Source organism: Paraburkholderia sp. (assembly GCF_026225065.1).
Classification (GTDB): Bacteria; Pseudomonadota; Gammaproteobacteria; order Burkholderiales; family Burkholderiaceae; genus Paraburkholderia.
Genome location: NZ_JAMFSB010000109.1, coordinates 24,585 through 46,755, shown reverse-complemented (window position 1 = coordinate 46,755; position 22,171 = coordinate 24,585). Strand labels below are relative to the sequence as shown.

General features: G+C 63.2%; 21 protein-coding genes and 1 pseudogene. 11 read left to right on the top strand and 11 right to left on the bottom strand.

All coding sequences use genetic code 11. The features are described from left to right. Window positions 1-4 precede the first annotated feature (4 nt). Complete coding sequence (locus M0954_RS08705) at window positions 5-1,069, bottom strand: ligase-associated DNA damage response exonuclease (RefSeq protein WP_297352683.1); 1,065 nt, start codon at window positions 1,067-1,069, stop codon at window positions 5-7. Window positions 1,070-1,356: 287 nt separating this feature from the next. Between M0954_RS08705 and M0954_RS08700 the strand changes: the two genes are divergently transcribed. Both M0954_RS08700 and M0954_RS08695 read left to right on the top strand, forming a co-directional pair. Next, window positions 1,357-2,427, top strand: a complete 1,071-nt coding sequence (locus tag M0954_RS08700; RefSeq protein ID WP_122154762.1) for a hypothetical protein — start codon at window positions 1,357-1,359, stop codon at window positions 2,425-2,427. Window positions 2,428-2,931: 504 nt separating this feature from the next. Beyond that, on the top strand, window positions 2,932-3,150 hold the full coding sequence (locus M0954_RS08695; RefSeq protein ID WP_297352681.1) for a hypothetical protein: 219 nt from the start codon (window positions 2,932-2,934) through the stop codon (window positions 3,148-3,150). Between the two features lie 302 nt (window positions 3,151-3,452). On the opposite strand, the gene tkt is transcribed toward M0954_RS08695, so the two are convergent. Both tkt and M0954_RS08685 read right to left on the bottom strand, forming a co-directional pair. Further along, window positions 3,453-5,525: a transketolase gene (tkt, locus tag M0954_RS08690; RefSeq protein WP_122154760.1), complete on the bottom strand. Its 2,073-nt coding sequence runs from the start codon at window positions 5,523-5,525 to the stop codon at window positions 3,453-3,455. A gap of 307 nt (window positions 5,526-5,832) precedes the next feature. Then, window positions 5,833-6,378 (bottom strand): cupin domain-containing protein, encoded by a 546-nt coding sequence (locus M0954_RS08685; protein WP_297352679.1) that lies wholly within the window; start codon window positions 6,376-6,378, stop codon window positions 5,833-5,835. Window positions 6,379-6,605: 227 nt separating this feature from the next. Here M0954_RS08685 and M0954_RS08680 point away from each other — a divergent pair, with 227 nt between their 5' ends. Then, window positions 6,606-8,552: a KUP/HAK/KT family potassium transporter gene (locus M0954_RS08680; RefSeq protein ID WP_297352677.1), complete on the top strand. Its 1,947-nt coding sequence runs from the start codon at window positions 6,606-6,608 to the stop codon at window positions 8,550-8,552. Between the two features lie 73 nt (window positions 8,553-8,625). Here the strand turns inward: M0954_RS08680 and M0954_RS08675 are convergent, their stop codons facing one another. Next, entirely contained in the window at window positions 8,626-8,862 is a 237-nt protein-coding gene (locus M0954_RS08675) for a hypothetical protein (RefSeq protein ID WP_122154757.1), read from the bottom strand. A 130-nt stretch (window positions 8,863-8,992) separates the two neighbouring features. Here M0954_RS08675 and M0954_RS08670 point away from each other — a divergent pair, with 130 nt between their 5' ends. Beyond that, window positions 8,993-9,238, top strand: coding sequence for a hypothetical protein (locus M0954_RS08670; protein WP_122154756.1), 246 nt, complete (start codon window positions 8,993-8,995; stop codon window positions 9,236-9,238). A gap of 70 nt (window positions 9,239-9,308) precedes the next feature. On the opposite strand, the gene M0954_RS08665 is transcribed toward M0954_RS08670, so the two are convergent. Beyond that, window positions 9,309-9,554 carry a DUF6723 family protein gene (locus M0954_RS08665; protein WP_074264609.1) on the bottom strand — a complete coding sequence of 82 codons (246 nt, stop codon included), beginning with the start codon at window positions 9,552-9,554 and terminating at the stop codon, window positions 9,309-9,311. A 216-nt stretch (window positions 9,555-9,770) separates the two neighbouring features. Between M0954_RS08665 and M0954_RS08660 the strand changes: the two genes are divergently transcribed. After that, window positions 9,771-10,478 carry an MgtC/SapB family protein gene (locus tag M0954_RS08660; RefSeq protein WP_123384058.1) on the top strand — a complete coding sequence of 236 codons (708 nt, stop codon included), beginning with the start codon at window positions 9,771-9,773 and terminating at the stop codon, window positions 10,476-10,478. Between the two features lie 127 nt (window positions 10,479-10,605). Then, window positions 10,606-12,915, top strand: a complete 2,310-nt coding sequence (locus tag M0954_RS08655; RefSeq protein WP_297352675.1) for an FdhF/YdeP family oxidoreductase — start codon at window positions 10,606-10,608, stop codon at window positions 12,913-12,915. A 68-nt stretch (window positions 12,916-12,983) separates the two neighbouring features. Here M0954_RS08655 and bla read toward each other — a convergent pair whose 3' ends face one another. Further along, entirely contained in the window at window positions 12,984-13,871 is an 888-nt protein-coding gene (bla, locus tag M0954_RS08650) for a class A beta-lactamase (protein WP_297352690.1), read from the bottom strand. 139 nt (window positions 13,872-14,010) lie between these two features. On the opposite strand from bla, the gene M0954_RS08645 reads away from it, so the two are divergent. After that, on the top strand, window positions 14,011-14,901 hold the full coding sequence (locus tag M0954_RS08645) for a LysR family transcriptional regulator (RefSeq protein WP_297352689.1): 891 nt from the start codon (window positions 14,011-14,013) through the stop codon (window positions 14,899-14,901). Window positions 14,902-14,950: 49 nt separating this feature from the next. After that, entirely contained in the window at window positions 14,951-15,136 is a 186-nt protein-coding gene (locus tag M0954_RS08640) for a hypothetical protein (RefSeq protein WP_122154752.1), read from the top strand. Between the two features lie 75 nt (window positions 15,137-15,211). Here the strand turns inward: M0954_RS08640 and M0954_RS08635 are convergent, their stop codons facing one another. Together M0954_RS08635 and M0954_RS08630 are read right to left on the bottom strand one after the other, a co-directional pair. Next, entirely contained in the window at window positions 15,212-16,231 is a 1,020-nt protein-coding gene (locus M0954_RS08635; RefSeq protein ID WP_122154751.1) for a D-cysteine desulfhydrase family protein, read from the bottom strand. A gap of 56 nt (window positions 16,232-16,287) precedes the next feature. Further along, complete coding sequence (locus M0954_RS08630; RefSeq protein WP_123384060.1) at window positions 16,288-17,148, bottom strand: LysR substrate-binding domain-containing protein; 861 nt, start codon at window positions 17,146-17,148, stop codon at window positions 16,288-16,290. Window positions 17,149-17,281: 133 nt separating this feature from the next. On the opposite strand from M0954_RS08630, the gene mdtD reads away from it, so the two are divergent. Continuing rightward, window positions 17,282-18,733, top strand: coding sequence for a multidrug transporter subunit MdtD (mdtD, locus tag M0954_RS08625; protein ID WP_297352673.1), 1,452 nt, complete (start codon window positions 17,282-17,284; stop codon window positions 18,731-18,733). 55 nt (window positions 18,734-18,788) lie between these two features. On the opposite strand, the gene M0954_RS08620 is transcribed toward mdtD, so the two are convergent. Continuing rightward, window positions 18,789-18,935: a DUF3096 domain-containing protein gene (locus M0954_RS08620; protein ID WP_074264617.1), complete on the bottom strand. Its 147-nt coding sequence runs from the start codon at window positions 18,933-18,935 to the stop codon at window positions 18,789-18,791. Window positions 18,936-19,387: 452 nt separating this feature from the next. On the opposite strand from M0954_RS08620, the gene M0954_RS08615 reads away from it, so the two are divergent. Beyond that, entirely contained in the window at window positions 19,388-20,107 is a 720-nt protein-coding gene (locus M0954_RS08615) for an SH3 domain-containing protein (RefSeq protein WP_133891616.1), read from the top strand. A gap of 66 nt (window positions 20,108-20,173) precedes the next feature. After that, entirely contained in the window at window positions 20,174-20,713 is a 540-nt protein-coding gene (locus tag M0954_RS08610; protein WP_297352671.1) for an ankyrin repeat domain-containing protein, read from the top strand. 142 nt (window positions 20,714-20,855) lie between these two features. Here M0954_RS08610 and M0954_RS08605 read toward each other — a convergent pair. Both M0954_RS08605 and M0954_RS08600 read right to left on the bottom strand, forming a co-directional pair. Then, window positions 20,856-21,497: pseudogene (locus M0954_RS08605) on the bottom strand (glycosyltransferase family 2 protein); the annotation flags it as partial. Then, window positions 21,494-22,093 carry a bifunctional 2-polyprenyl-6-hydroxyphenol methylase/3-demethylubiquinol 3-O-methyltransferase UbiG gene (locus M0954_RS08600; RefSeq protein WP_122154746.1) on the bottom strand — a complete coding sequence of 200 codons (600 nt, stop codon included), beginning with the start codon at window positions 22,091-22,093 and terminating at the stop codon, window positions 21,494-21,496. The pseudogene M0954_RS08605 and the gene M0954_RS08600, both read right to left, overlap by 4 nt. Window positions 22,094-22,171 lie beyond the last annotated feature (78 nt).

Below are 22,171 nucleotides of genomic sequence, written 5' to 3'. Positions count from 1 at the left end.
CGGCTCACGATGAATCGGATGCGACTGGGGTGGCGGCTTCAGCCGCGTTTGCAGCATCTTCAAGCGCTTCGTCGCCGTATTGCGTTGCGAAGGCGCCTGCTTCGAGGCCCTGTTCGCGCAGCCAGCGCACCATCGGTTCCACCTGGCCATGCGTGACGATCACGCGCTCGGCTCCCGTCTCGCGAATCGCAGTGTGCAGGCTCGGCCAATCCGCATGATCGGACAGCACGAAGCCGCGGTCGACGCCGCGTCTGCGCCGGGCGCCGCGCAAACGCATCCAGCCCGACGCAAATGCATCGCTATAGTCGCCGAAGCGTTTCAACCACGCGCTGCCTTGTGCCGAGGGTGGTGCGACGATAAGCGCCTGTTTGAAGACTGTTTTGTCCTTGGCGGAAATCTCGCTGGCCAGTCGCACCGGCGGCAACGCGACGCCTTCGGCACGGTACGCGCTATTGATCGGTTCGAGTGCACCGTGACAGAAAATCGGACCAATGCCCGCGTCGACACCCGCGAGTAGATGCTGCGCCTTGCCGAACGAATAGCAGAACAACACCGACGCGCGCCCTTCGGAAGCGTTATGCCGCCACCACGAGTCGATGCTCTCGAATACGGTTCGCGGCGGTTCCCAACGATAGATTGGGAGTCCGAACGTCGACTCGGTGATGAAGGTGTCGCAGCGTACCGGCTCGAACGGAGCGCAGGTCGGATCGGAATCGAGTTTGTAGTCGCCGGAGGCGACCCACACGCGGCCGCGATGTTCGACTCGTATCTGCGCCGAACCGAGTACATGGCCCGCAGGATGCAGCGAGACCGTTACGCCGTTGATGTCAAGACGCTCGCCATATGTGGCGGTTTGAAGATCGATACCGGGCAGCCGTGAGAGCAGAACGCCCGCGCCTGGCTGCGCGGCCAGATAGTGTGTGTGACCCCAGCGAGCGTGATCGGAGTGCGCGTGGGTGATGACCGCACGGTCGACCGGCTGCCAGGGATCGATGTAGAAGTCGCCGGGCGGACAATAGAGGCCATGCGGGCGGGCAACGATCAGATCCTCTGCGGAGGTTGCGGGCATCGAGTCGATTCAGAAGCAATGAGAGGTTGACGAACCATTGGGCCTTCCCTTATCCCAGTCTAAAGGAATCGCTGGTTGCCCGTTTCACCTCCCTTGAACTTCGCACGCTGCAAATATTGCATTCATCTGTGGAATCTACGCTGCGCGCAGCGGTGCAAGCTACTTGTCAGCACTGCCGGATCCCCACACCACGGACGCTTGCGCTAAAAACCCCCGATCAGGCATACGCTCTGCTACAGCGCCTGCGATGCCAATTTCCCACGCGGCCCGCACCGCCCTCGCGCTCCATGATGACAAAAGCTTCGGTTCTCGCGGTTCTCTGCACAGCCTGCCTCACCACTGCATGCGTCCATGTAGGCCCTACCCGATTGCGAGCCGATCAGGTCGATTACGCGAGAGCGCTCGGCGATGCGAAGAAACGCGAGATCCTCGCCGCAGTCGTCGGGCTGCGCTACGGCGACGCCCCCGCGTTCCTGACGGTCAGCTCGATCATTGCGGCTTACCAGTTCGACTCCACCATCGGCGCGACCGGCAACGTCGGCTCGGGTAGCGAGCCGAACTATGCGCTCGCCACCGGCAGCGTCTCTTACTCGAACCACCCCACCTTCACCTTCTCGCCAACCACCGGCGAAGCGTTCGCCTCGGCCTACATCCGGCCGCTTGCGCCTGAACTGGTATTGCCGCTTGCCGAAGGCGGCATCCCGATCGATCTGCTCTTGCGCATCACCGCGCAATCGATTGGCGGACTGCAGAACGGCAGCGCGCTCGGCGGCGACAGTGCCGCGGGCGCCCCTGGCTTCTTCGAGCTGCTGCAGGCGCTCAGACGCCTGCAGATGGCCGGCGAGCTCAACGTGGAATCGCGCCAGGAAAATGGTAAGGGCAGCGTATATCTGGCGATGGGCGCGGCGACCAGCGGCGTGTCGCCACAAATCGTCGCTGACCTCGCGCGCGTGCGCCGGTTGCTCAATCTCGCGCCGAATACGCGTACCTATCAGATCGTCTATGGACCGTCCTCTGAGCGAGGGGACCGGATTCCCATGGTGACCCGCTCGGTGCTCGGCATCCTGACCGATCTCGGCGCGCAGGTACAGGTACCCCTCGAGCAGATCAGCAGCGGCGCGACCAAGCCGACCGTGGGCCTGATCGGCGGCGAAACGCGGCCGACCATCATCGTGCATTCGGGCGAGAAGCCGCCTGCGGAGGCCTACGTGGTGGTCAACTACGGCGCCTCGGCGTATTGGGTCGAGCGCAACGATTTCGACTCGAAATACGCCTTCACGGTGGTGCAGAACCTGATGGCACTCGCCGAGGCCGACACCAGCACCAAGGCACCGGTTGTGACGATTCCGGCGAATTAGACCGCATCGGTAAAGAAAGCTCCCTCGCTGTAGCACACATCTCTACTACAAGGCAGCGGATCGAGTGACGTACCTCGAAACGCTTGCCCAATCATCCTTATTCCGTCGGACCAATAGCACTCTCCACCGCCGATGCACATCGGTGCGATTCACCGGGAATAAACCGGTACGCGAGGTGTTATGGGTGTGGACATTCGTGACGGAACCCAAGCCATGCCGATCCCGACACATCGGTCCGGACTCCGTGCAAACCGACGCCGAAACAGTTGTTACAAATTTCAGCGACGGGATCGCCGGCTTGAACCGTTTATGTCGAAGCGTGCCCACAAAACATCGCATCAGGAGATGCGTTTGCGGATATAGCACGCTATCCGCCAACACGTAGCATGTTTAGTGAAAGGAAGTAGAAAGATGAAAACATATAAAGTAAATTCTTCAATCGTAAGTGCTTCGTTATCCATAATATTTACGGCAATGTCCTGCTCATGCTTCAGCACGACTGCCATGGCACAAATGCCTCCGCCAGAGCAAAACGTCGCGCCTGGAGTGCATCCTGATATTGCACGAGCCCAGTACTTTATTGGTCAGGCGAACCAGTCGATTCTGTCTGCGCAGAACGCGCACGGCTATAACCTGAACGGTCATGCCGAGAACGCGAGACGGCTGCTCGATCAGGCAAGTGCGGAACTGAAAGCCGCGGCACTGACCGCGAATGGCGGCTAGCCCTAACTTGACGAAGTGGCTCAATACCTGGTTATCCCAGGCATCGTGGGCTGCCTCAATTTTTCGAAGAAAGAAATGAAAAAGAACCCGAGAACCCTATTGCTGGTGTTATGTGGCGTTGCGCTGATCTCGCTCGCTGGATGCGTCGAAAGCGCGAGAACGGGGTTGATCTGCCCTCCCGGCACCCATCCCGGCCCTTATGGTGAGCGTTGCTGGGCCAACTAACGGCAACTTTTTCAGGCGGCCCATAAGCGGGCCGCCTGAATGTCTTCGCCGTACTTTGTCGTTATAACCCGGCGTATCTACTTCTTCTGCACCCGCGCAATCTGCTGTTTCGCCGCGTCGTAGACATGCTCCGGTGTGAAACCGAACTTTTTCTTCAGTTCGCTCAACGGCGCGGACGCACCGAACGTATGCATGACAACCTTCGCGCCGAGTCGACCCACATAGCGGTCCCAGCCGAGTTCGGCAGCCTGTTCGACGCAAACGCGCGCGTCCACGTCAGGCGGAAGCACGGAGTCTTTATAAGCGTCGTCCTGAGACTCGAAAATATCCCATGCCGGCATCGACACCACGCGCGCTGCAATGCCCTCGCTCTTCAGCTTCTCGTACACGTCCACGCAGATCGACACTTCGCTGCCGGTTGCGAGCAGCAGCACTTGCGGCTTCTTGCCGTCGGCGGCATCGGCCAGCACGTAGCCGCCCTTGCGCACCCCTTCGGCCGAACCGTATTTCGTGCGGTCGAACGTCGGCAGCGGCTGACGGGTCAGCACGATGCACGACGGATGGCGCGGCCTCGACAATGCAATGCGCCACGTCTCGGCCACCTCATTGGCGTCCGCAGGCCGAAACACCGTCAGACCCGGCACGCCGCGCAGCGATGCCAGCTGTTCGATCGGCTGGTGGGTCGGACCATCTTCGCCGACACCGATCGAATCATGCGTGAACACATAGATGGCCGGCACTTCCATGATGGACGACAGCCGGATCGGCGGCTTCATGTAGTCGCTGAAAATCAGGAACGTCGAGCCGTAAGCACGCAGGTTCGATAGCACGAGGCCATTCACCGCGGCCCCCATGGCATGCTCGCGAATCCCGAAGTGCAGATTGCGGCCGCCGTAGCTATCGTGCTCGAAGCTGCCCGCCCCTTCGAACTTCAGATTGGTCTTGGTGGACGGCGAAAGATCGGCCGCGCCGCCAATGAGCCACGGCAGGCGTGCGGCAATCGCGTTGAGGACCTTGCCGGAGGACTCGCGCGTTGCGATGCCCTTGGCGTCCGGCTCGAAAGTGGGGATGTCGGCGTCCCAGCCATCCGGCAGTTCGTGCGCTTCGATCTGAGCGAACTCCCGCGCGAGATCGGGATACTTTTTGCCATACGTATCCAGCTTCGCGAGCCAATCAGTGCGCGCCGCCTTGCCGCGTGCACCGATGCCTTCGGCAAAGCGCGCCATCACGCCATCCGGCACATAGAACTTCTTGTCTTCGGGCCAGCCGTAAAAGCGCTTGGCGGCGGCGACTTCTTCGTCGCCGAGCGGCTCGCCGTGTGCGGCCGACGTGTCCTGCTTTTTCGGCGCGCCCCAGCCGATGATGCTGTTCACCACGATCAGCGTCGGCTTGTCGGTGACGCTTTTCGCCTCGTTGAAGGCGGCTTCGAGCGCGGCGGCGTCGTTCGCGTCGGTGACGTGAACCGTATGCCAGTGGTAGCCGTGAAAACGCGCTTCCACGTCGTCGCTATAGGCAAGATCCGTGTGTCCTTCGATCGTCACGCGGTTGCTGTCGTAGATCCATGTCAGGTTCGACAACTGCAGATGGCCCGCGAGCGAAGCCGCTTCGTGCGAGATGCCTTCCATCATGTCGCCGTCGCCGCACAGCGCGTAGACGCGGTAATCGAACAGCGGCGCATCGGACTGGTTAAAGCGGGTCTCGTAGAAACGCGCCGCCATCGCCATGCCGACGCTGTTGCCGAGACCTTGGCCGAGCGGCCCGGTGGTCGTTTCGACGCCGGTCGTCATGCGGTATTCGGGGTGCCCCGGTGTATTGCTGTTGAGCTGGCGAAACTGCTTGATGTCGTCGAGCGACACAGCGGGTCTGCCGGTCGGCTTGCCGTCATCGTCGACGGCCTTCACCCCCGTCAGATGCAGCAGCGAATACAGCAGCATCGACGCGTGCCCCACCGACAGCACGAAGCGGTCGCGATTGGGCCACAGCGGCTCGTCGGGGTCATAGCGCAGATGGTTCTGCCACAGGTGATAAGCCACCGGGGCCAGCGCCATTGGCGTGCCGGGGTGGCCGGAATTCGCCTTTTGCACGGCGTCCATCGATAGCGTACGGATTGTGTCGATACACAGCTTATCGAGGGAGGGATTGTTTTGCATGGGAAGCTCCTGTTCTACGAAGGGCGACGTCGAAGTGACGCGCTGCAATTGAACATTCCTGCGGAAACGGGCCGACAGCCAGGCTTGCCCGGAGCGACCGGCATGGGGCGGCCGGCTACGGGCGCCCTGCATGAGGGACAGCCCATCTTAAACGGCCCAGTGGCGGCCGACCGTCCGATCATGCGCCGATATGCGGTAATAGCCAACTGTATGGCGTGCAACGACTAGGCGCCGGGCCCGCAACAATCGTCGCAACGCCCTGCCTGTCGCCGCAACGCAGCTTTCAAAGCTTGCGACAGCTGTCAGTTCAAGCCGCATGCAGCCAGTGCTCGACCACCGGGCCGTGGGTGCCGTCGAGCGGGTCGCGTGGCGGGAACGGCAGTGCGTCCATGGTTGCGCGCTCGGCGGGCGTCAGTGCCTCACGGCGGATATCCCAGTGCTGGCCAGCGGGATAGCCGCCCACCACCTGAAAACGGCCCGAGAAGGCCTGCAGGCAATGGCCGGTGCCCGCCGGTAGCAGCATGGCGTCGCCAGCAGCGACTTTCACGACGCGCCCGCCAGGGCCGCCCACGATCACCTCGGCTGACCCCGAGGCGATGCCCAGCACTTCGTGGGCGGTAGCGTGGAAATGGTGATAGTCGAAGATACCGTCGCGCCACTGCGGCGGCCAGTCGTTACGCTCGAAGAGAATTTCGAAGGCGGATGCAAGGTCACCGCTGTCGGCGCGTAAGGCGCGCCGGTAGATCACGACCGGCAGCCTGGAATTGTTCGGCACCCAGTCGCGAGGATCCAGTTTGAAAACCTCGTACTGTTCGTTTGCGATGTCCCGCGCGTATTCGGCATCGTTATACATGGTCGACTCCAGGATGTGTCCAGCAACCCTCGTTGTGCCGCACAAAACGCGCCTGCTCATGGGCCACGGTACGCCCCCCTCGCTCGCCAGATCCGCCATGAGCTTGCCTCGGCGCCACCGCGTCGACCCGTCAGGGCAGGTTCGTCGCGCCGGGGGAACACGTCTTGCTACCGCATTCCATTGATGCCGGTAACCACCGTGCGCACAGGAGATTTGCAAGCCGCGCCATGTCAACTTCTTCCACCGAGTCTCGCCCGATGGCCCGCGACGCTGCTGCTGGACGCAGCACAGACCAACCCCGCCCTCGCCCCGGCACCTCGAGCCTCATACTGGGCTCGCTCGGCGTGGTGTTCGGCGACATCGGCACCAGCCCCATCTATGCATTCCGCCAGGGAGTGCTCGACGCCGGGGCCAGCACGCAACTGATCGTCATGGGTGTCCTGTCGACCATCGTCTGGGCCGTCGTGATCGTCGTGCTGCTGAAATACGTCTGCTATGTGATGCGTGCAGACAACCAGGGCGAAGGCGGTATCGTGGCGCTCACGGCGCTGGTGCGCGCAGGCTGCGACAGGGACGGCAACCCGGCGCGTCGTATCCTCCTGCTGGTCGGCTTGTTCGGTGCAGCCATGTTCTACGGCGATTCGATGATCACCCCCGCCGTCTCTGTGCTGTCCGCGGCCGAAGGGCTGCCGCAGATCGATCACGCGTTTGCCCCACTGGTCGTGCCCGGCGCCGTCGCAATCCTGATTGCGCTCTTCCTGTTCCAGAAGCGCGGCACGTCGACGGTCGGACGGTGGTTCGGACCGGTCATGACGCTGTGGTTCCTCTGGCTCGCCGGACTCGGCATCTACCGGATCGCTCAGCATCCGCAGGTGCTGAGTGCGCTGTCGCCCTGGTGGGCGTTACACCTCGTGCAGGAGCGCCCGACGATTGCCTTCGTGATCCTTGGCGCAGTGATTCTCGCGCTGACCGGCGCGGAGGCGTTGTACGCCGATATCGGCCATTTCGGACGCCGGCCGATTCGCGTGGCGTGGCTGATCGTGGTGTTCCCTTCGATCATCCTTGGCTATTTCGGTCAGGGCGCCACGCTGCTTTACGAGGCCGGCCCCAAGGACCAGCCGTTTTTCTCGATGGCGCCAGGCTGGGCACTGATCCCCACTATCGTGATTGTGCTGCTTGCCACCGTGATCGCGTCTCAGGCGGTGATCTCCGGTGCTTTCTCCATGACGAGCCAGGCGATCGAACTCGGTTTCCTGCCGCGCATGCGGGTGGTGGAAACCTCGCGTGAGCAGCGCGGCCAGGTGTATGTGCCGGCGGTCAACCTGATCCTGTTTGCGGCGGTGATGTTTCTGGTGCTGGCGTTTCGCTCGTCCGCGAAGCTCACCTCCGCCTATGGCATTGCTGTCGGTCTGACGATGCTGACCACCACGATCCAGATGATCAGTCTGACGCGGCATGTCTGGCATTGGCCGCGTCTTGCGATGGCGGCCGTCAGCGTGCCGCTGCTAGTGGTAGACGGCCTGCTGGTGGCGGCCAACGTGCCCAAGATTCCGCAAGGCGGCTGGTTTCCCGTCACGATCGGCGCAGTGATGTTCGTGCTGATGACCACCTGGCAGCGCGGCCGTGAGGCAGAGGCGCAGCGCGCCGCGAAGACGGCGACGCTAGAGGCCTTTCTGGCGGAAACGCTGGGCGATGCGGAACCGCCCGCGCGCGTGGCGGGGACTGCGGTCTATCCGGGCAATCTGCGTGGCATGACACCGGCCGCGCTGCGCAGCAATGTGCGCCATAACCGCGTGCTGCATCGGACCTCGATCTTCTTCACCAACCTCTCGGAGTCTGCTCCCCGGGTCGATGAAAAGACCCGTATCGAGACGCGCGACCTCGGCCACGGCTGCTACGAGGTCGTGGCTCGGCATGGCTTTGTCGAGCGGCCCAATCTGCCCACGCTGCTCGCCTCGCTCAATGGGCGGCTCGGCGACTGGCGCTATGAGCCCAGGCACACCACGTTCTTTCTGCCGCGCGAAGAAGTCGTCAAGGGACATCCCGGCGATGCCATGCGGGACTGGCGCAAATCGCTATTTGCAGCAATGTCGTTTCATTCGGCCTCGAGCGCCGAATACTACGGACTAGATGGGGAAAGTGTGGTGGAGCTTGGAGTGCAAGTAGTGCTGTGAGCGCTGCTTTTAGCAACCTGGCTGTGAGCCCCCTTGCGGGGGCCCGCTCGCCGTGATGTGAGTCCGCTGTGAATCAATGGCCGCGCTGCTTGTCAGGCGACACGCGTTGCGCCTCGCGGCCACCGCCTCCCGGCGGCTCGGCATGCTCACCCGTGCCGAGCGGCACCTCGGCGGTCTGCTTCGGGCGTTGGCTCGTGCGTCGCGGATCAGTACGCTCCGCCTCTTCCTTTTGTGCCGCTGTGCGTGTATCGCGTTGCGACTCGTCCTCATCGCGCGGCCCTGCATTTTGGGGCTTCGAATCGTGTTGCATCACAACCTCCTGTAGATGACGACATAAGCATTACAGCAACATCCGGACCGCTTGATCGCGCTCGAAACCGGCACACCGGGCACGGGGGTTGCAGCAAATTCATCATCGACTTTGTAAAAAGGAGAACGTCATGGCCGACTCCCCCATCACGACGATCCGCGTATCTGACACGGAACTGCAGGTCGAACGCACGCTGTATTCGTTCGCCAGCAAGAGCGCTGCCGATGCGTTCCAGCAATGTCTCATCGACGGCTCGATAGACGCTTGCTACAAGCGTCATGCACCCGTTTCCGTGCGACCGACCGTGCCCGATGAGCACCCCGACGAAGCGAATCGCGGCAGCACGATTTCTCCGTCACTGGGCGGGATGCCTTGAGTGTGTTTCGAACGCGCGTATTTTGAAGGCGCGCAACCGCGGTGGATCAAACGTTTCTTTGGCACGCCCATCAAGGCTCCGGCGCGGCCCGGTCGGCCGCAACAATCGAGCGGCCGTACTCGATCGCGGCGTGGCGTGCTTCATCCGCGCTCTCGTAGGGTCCGATCTGCGGTGCGCCTTCGAACGGAAACAGGATCCTTCGGTCGGCCTTGCGGATAACCTTTAGGCCACCGATATATCGGCCGTCTCCCGTGCTGTGGTAACTCGCGAAGATTTCAAACTCATCATCGGCTACGTCGGCTTTGTGTCGCGCCATTCTGCATACTTCCCTGTATAGAGGCTTTCTTCGCCGCTCCCCTTTGCGCTCGGCGATCAGCTTCGAACGTGGGAGCGTTTAGCGAGCAACGAGCAACGGTTGTTCCCGAGCATGCCGAAAGAACGCGGCAGTCCGTTTTAGCTACGACGTGGCATACGCATTGCATCTGCAGGGTTACGCCTTCGCCCAGATTTTCGTTTAGCGGAAACCCTCTTCATGACGCCAATGCCGTTCATCCCTGCGTGGCAGGACGTCGCCATCCGCCTCGCGGTGGCGCTGCTGGCCGGCGCCCTGCTCGGCCTGAATCGCGGCGAATCGGGCAAAGCGGCAGGCCTGCGTACCACCATGCTCGTATGTCTCGCCGCTTGCCTCGCGATGCTGCAAATGAACGTGCTGCTCTCGCAGGCGGGCAAGCCCGAGGGGTCGTTTGCGGTGCTCGACCTCATGCGTCTGCCGCTCGGTATCCTCTCGGGCGTCGGTTTTATCGGCGCGGGCGCGATCCTGCGCAAGGACGGTCTGGTCACCGGCCTGACGACTGCGGCGACGCTGTGGTTCGTTACGGTGGTTGGGCTGTGCGCCGGCGGCGGACAGATTGCACTCGCCGTGATCGGGATCGTGCTGGGGATGTTTGTGCTAAGCATGCTCGCCAAAATCGAACACCGGCTGCCGCGCAATCTGCGCGCTTCGCTCACCATCCGCTACGACCCTGCGTCCGGCGAACGGACACGATGGCTCGATGAACTCGAACGCCTGCATTGCCGGGTGGCGTCGCGCGGTTTGCGGATGGATCCGGCGAACGGTGTCCTCGAGGAGCGCTTCCAGGTGCATTGGCACGCCCCCGAACGCAGTGACACGGTCGAACGGGCAATGGCACACATGGCAAGCATGAGCGTTCAACCTGCTGAGTGGTCGATCGACGACTGATGGACGTGGGTCATGCTCGATACACATGCAACGCGATTGTCCCCGGGCGCGATAGACAGCGGCGGCCCACTTCTTGCGGGCATTCTTGTGCCGATGTTTACATCCAATCCAATGCGCAGGAGCCACCATGAGCACAGATACCCCGATCAAGGAATACTCGCGCCCCGCAGGCGGCTGGGGCTCGGTGAAGGCGGTGACCTCGATCCTCGTCCAGGAGCACGTTGCGCTGCACGGCACGCAGGTCCTGATGCATCAGAACAAACCGGACGGCTTTGCCTGCGTGAGCTGTTCATGGGCGAAGCCCGCCGACCCGCACCTGTTCGAGTTCTGCGAGAACGGCGCAAAGGCCACGGCCTGGGAGATCACCAACAAACGTGTCGACGCGCAGTTCTTCGAGACGCATACGCTGAGCGAGCTGGAATCGTGGTCCGGGTTTGAACTGGAATCGCAAGGACGCCTCGGCGCGCCGATGCGCTGGGACCCAGCTAGCGACCGCTACGTGCCGACAACATGGGAGCACGTGTTTGCCGACATCGCCAGCGAGCTTCGTGCGATGGATCCCAAGGAGGTGGTGTTCTACGCGTCCGGTCGCGCTTCGCTCGAAACCTCGTACATGTATCAACTTCTCACGCGCATGTATGGCAGCAATAATCTGCCGGACAGTTCAAACATGTGTCACGAGAGCACCTCCGTGGGTCTCGTGCCGGCGATTGGCGCGCCTGTTGGCACGGTCACGCTCGCCGACTTCGAGAAAGCCGACTGTCTGTTTTTCTTCGGCCACAACACCGGCACCAACGCGCCACGCATGCTGCACCAGTTGCAGGATGCGCGCAAACGCGGCGTGGAAATCATCACGTTCAATCCGATCAGGGAGCGCGGCCTCGTCGAATTCGCCAATCCGCAGTCACCGCTCGAGATGCTGACACCCGGCGCGACACAAATCAGCACTCAGTATCACCAGGTCAAAGTGGGCGGCGACGCCGCGGCGGTGGCGGGGTTGTGCAAACTGTTGATCGAATGGGATGACGAAGCGCAGCAGAGCGGCGCCCCGCGCGTGCTCGACGCAGCCTTTATCGCGGAGCACACGCATGGCTTTGACGAATTTGCCGCGGCCATGCGTGCGACGAGCTGGGAAGAGATCGAAGGTCACGCGCATCTGAGCCGCGCCACGCTCGAAGCAGCCGCCCGCGAATACGCCCGCGCCAAAGCGGTGATCGTGCTGTATGGCATGGGGATTACCCAGCACCGCAGCGGCGTGCATAACGTACAGATGCTCACCAATCTGCTGCTGTTACGCGGCAATATCGGGCGGCCCGGGGCAGGTATCTGTCCGATTCGCGGCCATTCGAACGTCCAGGGGCAGCGCACCGTGGGCATCACCGAGAAGCCGGAACTCGCCCCGCTCGACAAGCTCGCGGAACTGTACGGCTTCGAGCCGCCGCGCGATAAAGGCATGAGTACCGTCGAAGCGTGTCAGGGCGTGCTCGATGGCAAGGTAAAGGGGTTCATCGGACTCGGCGGCAACTTCCAGGTGGCGACCCCCGATCATCATGTGATGGACCCGGCGTGGCGCAAGGTACGGCTCACCGTGCAGATTGCGACCAAGCTCAACCGCAGCCATCTGATTCACGGCGAGGTGGCGTACCTGCTGCCGTGCCTTGGGCGCATCGAGATCGACCGCCAGGCGAGTGGCGACCAGGCGGTTAGCGTCGAGGACAGCACGGCCTGCGTTCACGGTTCGCACGGTTATATGGAGCCTGCAAGCGAGATGCTGCTCTCGGAGCCGGCCATCGTCGCGGGCCTGGCCAACGCGCTCCTGCCGCGCAATCCGCGGGTGGACTGGGACGCGTGGGTGGACGACTACGCGAAGATTCGCGACGCAATCGAGCAGACCTATCCCGATCAGTTCCGCGATTTCAACGAGCGCTTCTGGCAGCCTGGCGGTTTTCACCGGCCCATTCCCGCTTGCGAGCGGAAGTGGAAAACGCCCAACGGCAAGGCGAATTTCATCGTGCCGGAGACGCTCGACGAGGACGCGGATATGCCGTCCACCGGTCCGGATGTGTTGCGTCTGATGACGACCCGCGGCGACAGCCAGTTCAACACCACGGTGTACGGTCTGGACGACCGCTTTCGCGGCGTGACCGGCACGCGCGAGGTGCTGCTGATGCATCGTGACGACCTGACGCGGCTCGGCTTTGAAGAAGGCGATGCGGTGTGTATTTCCACCGTGTCGCACGATGGCGTGACGCGTGAGCTCGACGGCATGCGTGTGCATGCGTTCGACATCCCGCAGGGCTGCATGATGGGCTACTACCCGGAATGCAATCCGCTGATCCCGCTTTACCACCACGCGAAATCGAGCCTCGTGCCAGCAGCGAAGTCGATTCCGGTGCGGTTGCGCAAGTCGGTTGCGGTTGAGGTCGAACCTGCGTGATGTGGTTTGACACGGCACCCGCGCCTGTCTAACCGCACCACGCCGGCTTGCGTGTGCGCGCAGTGGATTTACCCCATCGCGCCTACAACAATGCGCGCAGCCGCCGCGATCACGTCGTCGCGAGCCTTCGCATCCTGCTCGCGTTGCGTTTGATAGATGGCGAGGAGGATTGGCGGGCGCGACGGCGGCCAGATCAGCGCGAGATCGTTGGCAGTGCCGTAATCGCCGGTGCCGGTCTTGTCACCCATGCTCCAGCCCGCGGGAAGCGCCGCGCCGATCCGCTTCGAGCCCATCTGGTTGCCGCGCAGCCAGTCGAGCAACTGCGTGCGTTGCTGCACCGGGAGCGCCTCCCCGAGCGTCAACGTTTGCAGGCTGCGCGCCATCGCGGCGGGCGTCGCCGTATCGCGCGGATCGCCGGGAACCGCATCGTTCAACGAAGTTTCCATCCGGTCCAGCCGGAACACCGGATTGCCCGTCAACCGAGCATACGCGGTGACGGCCTGCGGTCCACCGAGCAGTTTGATCAGCAGATTGGCGGCCGTGTTATCGCTGTGCTGAATGGCTGCCACGCATAGTTCGCCCACCGTCATGCCATCGCCGACGTGCTGTGCCGTCACCGCTGAGTAATGCACCACATCGCTTTGCGAGTATTGAATGCGCTGCTGTAAAAGCCCGCTCACCTGCGTGCTGCGCGCGAGAATCGCGCCGATCAGGATCACCTTGAATGTACTGCAAAACGGGAAGCGCTCATCGACACGGTAACCGATCTGCTTGCCATCGGCAGTATTCAGTGCAAACACACCGAGGCGGCCGCCGGACGATTGTTCGAGCGTGGCAAGCTGCGCTTCAGGGGAGTCCGCCTTCGGCGGTTGCGCGGCCCGGGCACCCAGGGCCAGCGCGAATGGCAGCGTCGCGGCAAGCCGCAACAATGAACGGCGATGTTCGAAGCAGGTCATCAGGGTCATTTCATCTCATCGTGACTTCGTGGCTCGCGGATAGAGGGTGCAAGCGTCTCCGGCAGAGCGCGACTATCTTCCCTTTGCGAGCGTCTGACAAACGAGGATAATTTGGCTCAGGGTAAAGAAAATCTTTTGTCTGGATCCTATGCGTCCTCATCTCCCACTTAATGCACTGCGCGCGTTCGAATCGTCGGCACGCCATCTGAGTTTCACGCGCGCAGCGCTCGAACTGAACGTCACCCAGGCCGCCGTCAGCCAGCAGGTCCGCATGCTCGAAGAGCGGCTCGGAACGACCCTCTTCAAGCGATTGCCGCGCGGACTCGGCATCACCGACGAAGGCCGCGCGCTGCTGCCGGTGCTGAGCGACGCCTTCGGACGCATCGAAAGCGTGCTTAAGCAGTTCGAGGGTGGGCATTTTCATGAGGTGCTGACGGTGGGTGTCGTCGGCACGTTTGCGGTCGGCTGGCTGATGCCGCGGCTCAAATCGTTCCGTGACGCGCATCCGTTTGTCGAGTTGCGTCTGCTGACCCACAACAATCTTGTCGATCTCGCGGCGGAGGGACTCGACTTCGCGATTCGCTTCGGCGAGGGGATCTGGCCTGGCACCCACAACGAATTGCTGCTCGACGCGCCGCTGAGCGTGCTGTGTGCGTCTGAGATTGCCAGACGGCTCGCCACGCCAGGCGACCTAGTCAAAGAAACGCTGTTGCGGTCATATCGCGCCGACGAATGGAGCCTATGGCTCGACGCTGCCGGACTCGAGCCGTGGACGATCAACGGTCCGGTGTTCGACTCGTCGCGGTTGATGGTGGAAGCGGCCATGCAAGCCGCGGGCGTAGCGCTCGCGCCGCCGTGCATGTTCGGGCGCGAACTGCAAAACGGGCTGCTGATGCGCCCGTTCGACACTGAAGTGAGCACCGGCAGTTACTGGCTGACCCGGCTGAAATCGCGACACATGGCGCCGGCCATGGAGTTGTTCCGGGACTGGATTCTCGCGGAAGCGGGGGGCATGCGGCTTGCTGCTTGACCTTGAGCCGTATCGCCAGATTCGGATCACTCAAGTCAAGGAGCACACCATGTCGAAGCAGCACACCGAGAAGCATCCGCATGCCGATAAGGGCGAATCGCAGATCGACCAGGCCGTCGAAGATACTTTCCCGGCAAGCGACGCGCCGTCGACGGGCGGCAAGACCCGCATTGAGCCCAAGGAAGTACAGCATAAGGACAAGCGCGATCAGACGCCTCAGAATCAGAAGCACTAGCGGCATCGACGGCGCTGACAAGCAAACCTGTCGCGCTTGCAACGCGCTGGCGGGCACTCCCACGCCAGGCGCCGGCTAACCGGCTAGCGCGCTACGGTATGCGTACAGTCCCGGCAAACCGCCGGTCATCACAAACAGCAAGCGCTGTCCGGCGCGATACGCGCCGGTCTCAATGCCATGCAACAGACCGGCAAAGGCCTTGCCGCTGTACACCGGATCGAGCAGGAGTCCTTCGGTTGAGGCCAGCAGTCGCACCGCGCGGAGCATAGCTTCAGTGGGAATACCGTAGCCGTCGCCAAGCTGGCTGCCGTTGACAACCACCGCTTCACTGGGTACGTTGAGCACTGGATCGATCAGCCGGATCGTCTGATTAGCCTTGTCGAGGGTCGCGGCGTGCGCGGCTTCGGCTGGACCATACACGCCATATCCGATGATTGAAGGCGTTGTGCGGCCAAGCGCAATCATCCCTGCCACGAGACCCGCGTGCATGCCACCGCTGCCATTCGGTCCAAGGATGTAATCGAACGGCACCCCCAATGTTTCAGACTGCGCAACGATTTCCGCCGCGCAATCCGCATAGCCGAGGCAACCGGCCGGGCTCGATCCACCCAGCGGACAGACATACACCTTGCGACCTTCGGCGCGTAAAGCTGCCGCGCGCTCTTCCGCAAACGCCAGCGCATTCGCGTCGCCCGGCAAGTCGTGCACATGAGCGCCGAACAGGCTGTTCAGCACGATATTGCCGTTCTCGAGGTAGTCGTCGTCAAACCGCGGCACCAGTCGTGTCAGAACCAGTTCGCACTGCAGACCGGCACGCGCCGCGGCTGCCGCGGTGAGCCGCGCATGGTTCGACTGGCGCGCGCCGACCGTGATGATCGTATCGGCGCCCTGCGCGACGGCTTCGCCAACCAGGAATTCGAGCTTGCGCAATTTATTGCCGCCACCGCCAAGCCAGTTCAGATCGTCGCGCTTGACGAATACTTCGACACCGCCAAGCTGTTTGTTCAGGCGCGCGAGAGGCTGGATGGGGGTGGGTCCTTCGAGCAAGGTGAAACGGGGAAACCGGTTGAGTCCGAGTGGAGAAGCGGTCGACATCATGAAGGTCCGTTTTGGCTGAAGGCTTAAAGTCAGGCGAGCTAGATGCCAATATGCTACTCGCCAATCCACGATCCGCGCAGATCGCTGTCATGCAGCAACTGCAGCAGCGTGCCCGCCGGGCGGCTGAGCCGTCTGGCGGCAAGCGCAATGAACTCCACATCGGGCAAGACCGGCAGGCTCGCATTGTTGACCGGCGACGCGAGCCCGCGTGCCGTCAGATATTGTGGCCGCACGGTAATGCCCAGGCCGCCGCGCGCCGCGGCAATGCATCCCGCGTGGCTGCTGCTCGTGCATACCACCTGCCAGCTGAAACCTGCTTCGGCGAGCGCATCCAGCACCACGGCACGAGTGACGCTCGGCTCCGCTACGAGGATCAGCGGCAGCGGCTGCGTCATGTCCACCAGCGTGCCAGTCCGCGCAAGCCACTCGAGCCGACCGGTGAACAGCGGCACGCCGCGCCGGTCGCCGAGACGCCGCTTGCCGACCAGCAGATCGATCGAACCCGCGTCCAGCAACTCATAAAGCTTGCCGGTCATGCCGATGGTGATTTCCAGCTCCACGTCGGGATGGGCATTGCGAAACGCCGCCAGCACAGTGGGGAGTGGGCCGAGCGCCACGTCATCGGAAGAACCGAGGCGCACCCGGCCCTTCAGGCGCGGCGCGCGAAACTGCGATTCGGCGCGCGTCAGCGCCTGCAGGATCACGCTGGCGTGCGCAAGCATCGCCTCGCCATCGGGCGTCATGGCGAGCGAGTGGGTGTCGCGCACGAACACACGCCGGCCGATCTCCTGTTCGAGCCGCCGGATGTGCTCGCTCACGCTCGACTGCGTGAGGCCGAGTTGCCGCCCCGCCTCCGTGAAGCTGTGACACGCGGCAACGGCGGCGAAAGTCTTGAGCCAGATGGGATTGAGCATGCGTCATTGTTATCGGCAATGCCGATAACAGTCAATGCCCCTAGTGGGGTTCCCGATTGACGTATATGTCAATATCATGTCGATATCCCCACCAATCGCTTAATGCTTGCGTCATCCATTGACTCCCACCGCCATGTTGCGGTGCAAGGCGCGCGAGGCGCCCCAGCATCCCCGAGAAGTTCAAATGAGTAAGGATTCAACCCAGACTGCGCTGCTATGGATCGTCGCTGCCGGCTTCTTCATGCAGTCGCTCGATACGACGATCGTCAACACGGCCTTGCCGTCCATCGCGCACAGCCTGAATGAAAAACCGCTGGCGATGCAGCCGGTGATCGTCGCCTACACGCTCACCATGGCGATGCTCACGCCCGCCTCCGGCTGGCTCGCCGACCGCTACGGCACGCGCCGGGTCTACTTCGCGGCCATCCTGATCTTCGTGCTCGGCTCGCTGTGCTGTTCGAGCGCACACACACTCGGACAACTGGTGATTGCGCGGGTGCTGCAAGGCGTCGGCGGTTCGATGCTGTTGCCGATCGGGCGGCTCGCCGTGCTACGCAGTGTGTCCGGCGAGCAGTACGTGTCGGCGCTGGCGTTTATTTCCGTAGCGGGACAGGTCGGCCCGATTGTCGGACCGACGCTGGGCGGCTGGTTCGTGCAGGCTATTTCGTGGCACTGGATCTTCCTGATCAACGTGCCGATTGGCGCCATCGGGCTCTTTGCCGTGCACCGCTATCTGCCGCGCAGCACGACCTCGGCCGCGCCGCCTTTCGATCTGGCGGGCTGCGCCCTGCTCTCGCTGTGCATGATCGCGTTCTCGCTTGCGGTGGAAACGCCGGTGCAAACCCATCGCGCTGCGTGGGCCGTGGGCCTGTTCGTGCTGGGTCTCGTCTCCGCCCTTGCCTATGTGCCCTACGCGAAGCGCCGCGCCAATCCGCTCTTCAAGCTCAAACTGTTTAGCGAACCTAACTTTAGCGTGGGCCTGATCGGCAATCTGGTGTGCCGCGTCGGCTCGAGTGCCGTGCCGTTCCTGCTGCCGCTCCTGATGCAGCTGCAGCTCGGCTATACGCCGCTCCATTCGGGCTTGATGATGTTACCGGCCGCGCTCGCCGGTACCGTCGCCAAACGCTGGATCGCGCCGCTTATCCGACGTTACGGCTATGACATATTTCTACTGGTCAACACGGTGATCGTCGGTGCGGCAATCGTGGCCTTCGCACTGATCTCGCGCGGCACGCCGCTGTTTATCGAAATTATCGTGCTCGCCGTGTTCGGCGCGGGCAACTCCATGCAGTTCGCGGCGATGAACAGCGTGACCTTGAAGGGCCTTTCGCACGAGGATGCGGGCAGCGGCAACAGCCTGTTTTCGATGGTGCAGATGCTGGCGATGGGGCTTGGCGTATCGATCGGCGGTGGCCTGGTGAGGCTGTTCGCGGCACAGCTCGGCTCGGCGGCGATGGGCTTTCGCCTGAGCTTCGTCTGCATGGGTGTGATTACGCTGGTGTCGGCCCTGATATTTCGCCGTCTCGACGAAGCGCCGCTCGCCACGGCGAACGTCGGCCGCGCGGTATCGGGTGCCGGCCGCTGAAGCGCGGCGCGCGGTGACGAACTGGACGCCGACAAGCGCCCAGCAGCCGTGTGGATCAGCGAATGTGGTCGCCGAACAGGCCGAGCAGCCCAATGATGATCAGATACAGCGCCACGATGTAATTGAGCAGGCGCGGCACCACGAGAATCAGAATGCCCGCAATCAGTGCCGCGAGCGGCCCCACGTTCGTCACGATATGCATGTGTTTTTCTCCAGGATCGAAAGCGGAAAGTGCCGCACGGCTGCAGCCACCGAACCACCGGCGTCAGCTGCCGCAAATGCAGCGGGTTCGCCCGCGCAACGGCATGCGTTGCCTGGGCGGCTGCTCAGGCGACTGCCTAAGCGCCAGCAAGCGGCGTGCCTGCGCGGTACGGTAGCGCGACGGTAGCGTATACGCGTGGTCTTATCAATCCGCAAAGCGAACGCCTGTAGCGCCGCCTCGGCGCGAGCCTCGTTGCGGCCTCACTGGCGATGCGGTCGGTGCAACTTCAAAGCATGGCGCGCGGCCGCTTCAGGCCGATGCCCATAGCCGTTACGCCCGGTTTCAAATTCACACAAATTCGTGCCGCAGCGGCCCACGCGCTTACAGCGTAGGCGTCGCCCATCTGCTACGCTGGTCACCTACCAACTACAGCGACCTCAGGCGCGTTTCTCATGCTCATTCGGCCCACTGCCACGCTCAAGCTGGCAACCCGCGCGGCGTTTGCCGCAGTACTCGCCTTTCCTTGCGTCGCCTTTTCCCAGGTGGATGCGGTCACGAATCAACCCATCAACCTGATGGCTGGACCCGGCGACGATTATCCGGTGGTGACCGGCCTTGGACCCAATCAGCCGGTCGAGGTATTCGACTGCGTCAGCGATTACGAATGGTGCGATGTAGCGCTCGACGATCTGCGCGGCTGGGTCGACGGCAACTCCCTCACGTATGCGTACGAAGGTAATCAGGTCCCGCTGCAGAGCTATGGCGCGGTGATCGGTCTGCCTCTCGTGGTGTTTTCGATCGACGATTACTGGGGCCGCTACTATGCCGGCCGTCCGTGGTATGGCGATCGCGATCGCTGGCGTCATGGCGGGCCGCCCGGCGGCTATCCGGGACGCCCCTATCAGCCGCCGCCGCACCCTGGCCAGCCTTACCCGAACGGCGGCCATCCGTACCCGCCGCCGATGCAGGGGCAAGGTCAACCGGTGTATCGTCCGAATGCGGGACCGATACCGCATGGCGCCCCGCAGCAGCCGCAGGGACAACCACAGCAGCAGTACGGCGGCAGGCCGCCGGCTCAGATGCCGGCGCGTCCGCAAGGTCAGCCGCAGCAACAACAGCAGGGCCGCGCGCAACCGAACGAAGGACGCCGCGAGCCGCAGCCGAACCCTTGAGCGCAGGCGGCGATGCGAATCATGCATCGCCCGCGCTCGATGCGACCTCATTGCACGGAGTCCACCTTGAACGACGAACACAAGCCCTCACCAACTGCTGCGAATAGCAGCATCGATCCAGACCTGCTCGACGTCGCACGCGAAGTCTTCGACGCGGCACGGCGTGGCGAAGCCGCGACGCTCGCGGCGGTAATCGGCAAAGGCGTGCCGCCCAATCTGCGCAACGAGAAAGGCGACAGTCTGCTGATGCTGGCGAGCTATCACGGTCACGCCGAAGCGGTGCGCGCCCTGATCGAACACGGCGCGGATCCCGATCTGCGCAACGACAACGGCCAGAGCCCGATTGCCGGCGCGACGTTCAAGGGCTTCAAGGAAGTTGTCGAGGCGCTGCTCGCGGGTGGCGCGGATGTCGAGGGCGCGTCGCCGGACGGCCGCACAGCGTTGATGATTGCGGCGATGTTCAACCGCACCGAGATCGTCGATCTGCTGATTGCCCACGGCGCTAATCCGCAGGCGCGCGACGCGTCGGGCGTGACGCCGCTCGACGCGGCCAACCGCATGGGCGCACCCGACACGCCGGCGCAACTTACGAAGGCGCGGTCTTGAGGTATGGGTCGTCGAACGGATCGCGAATTTCGATAACCTCTTCCAGTTCGCACGGCTCCATTCGCAGCGTTGGCGGCAAGGACTTCGATGTGGCAGTCGGACAATCCGCGTAGTCATCCAACGGCTGGGCCAGCTTGACGCCCCATGCGGACAGCGTATCGCCAAAACCGCCGCGCGCCCGGCTTGCGCGCCGCGCACTCGTAACGACCCGCGGCGCGGCGCTCCACGCGATGCATGCGCCGCTCGCCTGCAACTGCTCCACCAGCGCCACATCTTCGCTGCAGGCAAGCGGCGCGAAGCCGCCTGCCCGGCGATAGGCCCGCGCGGATACGCCAAGGTTGGCGCCGTGCACATGACGATGGCCGTCCGCGTCGACGTAGGTCTGACGGAAATAGTCGCGCACCTGCTGTGGATGCGCTGCCCAGTCGTCGACGCAGATCGAACCGCACACGGCGTCTGCGCCGAGCGACAACTGCGCCGCCAGCCAATTGGGCGCAACGCGGCTGTCGGCATCGGTGAACGCGAGCCAGCGCGCGCCCGCCGCGAGCAGGCGCTGCGCACCGGCGCCTCGCGCGATGCCGACATTGCGCGCCTGCAACGCGAGCGTCTCGACGCCACAACAGGTGGCGATCTCGGCGGAACGGTCGGTGCAATCGTCGAGCACCACGATCGTTCGCACAGCTTCGCCATCGAGTGCGGGATCGCGCGCCGCTTCCAGAATTGAAGCGAGGCAGCGCGCGAGCCACGCCTCCTCGTTATGGGCGGGAATCACGATGCCGATCATGCCAGTCCCTCCTGTTCAGCCACCGAGCGCGGGTCATGCGACCACACGTCGAGCAGCATGTCCGGGTCGTCGTGACGCGCGAGCCGTGTGAGTCCGCAGCGCGTATCGAGCAACGCATGCACGGCTGCCGCCGACTGCGGCGCCGCGTCGAAGGGACGGCGCCAATGGCAAGCCAGCAAGGTGCCGTCAGGCGTGAGCGTCGCCTTGATGCATTCGGCTAGCCGCTCCAGTTCCGGCGAGCTCAGGTAATAGGCGAGTTCGCTGATGACGATCAAATCGAATCTGCCAGCCGGCCAGTCGTCGGGAACGCTGCCGCGCTCGACGCGTACATGCGGTAGCGCCGCGACGCGCTCGCTTGCGAGGCGCACGGCGGTTTCGTTGAGATCGGTCGCGAGCAGGCTATCGCAACGGGCAGCGAGCTGCGCCGAGAGCTCGCCGTTGGCGCACCCCGGTTCGAAGGCGCGCCGATAGCGTTCGCGCGGCAGTAGCGCCATCGTCAGCAGACGCTTGCGACGCTCATACCAGCGGTTGCGAAACCCCCATGGGTCGTCGCAGGCCTCATAGAGTGCGTCGAAGTAGCAACCGGATGAAATCATTTCGGACACCTTGTTTTAGAGCTCACGACCTGGCACATTGCGCCAGCCCCTGTATCAATCTTCAATCTTGTCCCGCCA

Bases quoted from the DNA above. Each gene is read 5' to 3' on its own strand.
- M0954_RS08705 (WP_297352683.1), bottom strand. From the start codon at position 1,069: ATGCCCGCAACCTCCGCAGAGGATCTGATCGTTGCCCGCCCGCATGGC.
- M0954_RS08700 (WP_122154762.1), top strand. From the start codon at position 1,357: ATGATGACAAAAGCTTCGGTTCTCGCGGTTCTCTGCACAGCCTGCCTC.
- M0954_RS08695 (WP_297352681.1), top strand. From the start codon at position 2,932: ATGGCACAAATGCCTCCGCCAGAGCAAAACGTCGCGCCTGGAGTGCAT.
- tkt (WP_122154760.1), bottom strand. From the start codon at position 5,525: ATGCAAAACAATCCCTCCCTCGATAAGCTGTGTATCGACACAATCCGT.
- M0954_RS08685 (WP_297352679.1), bottom strand. From the start codon at position 6,378: ATGTATAACGATGCCGAATACGCGCGGGACATCGCAAACGAACAGTAC.
- M0954_RS08680 (WP_297352677.1), top strand. From the start codon at position 6,606: ATGTCAACTTCTTCCACCGAGTCTCGCCCGATGGCCCGCGACGCTGCT.
- M0954_RS08675 (WP_122154757.1), bottom strand. From the start codon at position 8,862: ATGCAACACGATTCGAAGCCCCAAAATGCAGGGCCGCGCGATGAGGAC.
- M0954_RS08670 (WP_122154756.1), top strand. From the start codon at position 8,993: ATGGCCGACTCCCCCATCACGACGATCCGCGTATCTGACACGGAACTG.
- M0954_RS08665 (WP_074264609.1), bottom strand. From the start codon at position 9,554: ATGGCGCGACACAAAGCCGACGTAGCCGATGATGAGTTTGAAATCTTC.
- M0954_RS08660 (WP_123384058.1), top strand. From the start codon at position 9,771: ATGACGCCAATGCCGTTCATCCCTGCGTGGCAGGACGTCGCCATCCGC.
- M0954_RS08655 (WP_297352675.1), top strand. From the start codon at position 10,606: ATGAGCACAGATACCCCGATCAAGGAATACTCGCGCCCCGCAGGCGGC.
- bla (WP_297352690.1), bottom strand. From the start codon at position 13,871: ATGACCTGCTTCGAACATCGCCGTTCATTGTTGCGGCTTGCCGCGACG.
- M0954_RS08640 (WP_122154752.1), top strand. From the start codon at position 14,951: ATGTCGAAGCAGCACACCGAGAAGCATCCGCATGCCGATAAGGGCGAA.
- M0954_RS08635 (WP_122154751.1), bottom strand. From the start codon at position 16,231: ATGTCGACCGCTTCTCCACTCGGACTCAACCGGTTTCCCCGTTTCACC.
- M0954_RS08630 (WP_123384060.1), bottom strand. From the start codon at position 17,148: ATGCTCAATCCCATCTGGCTCAAGACTTTCGCCGCCGTTGCCGCGTGT.
- mdtD (WP_297352673.1), top strand. From the start codon at position 17,282: ATGTTGCGGTGCAAGGCGCGCGAGGCGCCCCAGCATCCCCGAGAAGTT.
- M0954_RS08620 (WP_074264617.1), bottom strand. From the start codon at position 18,935: ATGCATATCGTGACGAACGTGGGGCCGCTCGCGGCACTGATTGCGGGC.
- M0954_RS08615 (WP_133891616.1), top strand. From the start codon at position 19,388: ATGCTCATTCGGCCCACTGCCACGCTCAAGCTGGCAACCCGCGCGGCG.
- M0954_RS08600 (WP_122154746.1), bottom strand. From the start codon at position 22,093: ATGATTTCATCCGGTTGCTACTTCGACGCACTCTATGAGGCCTGCGAC.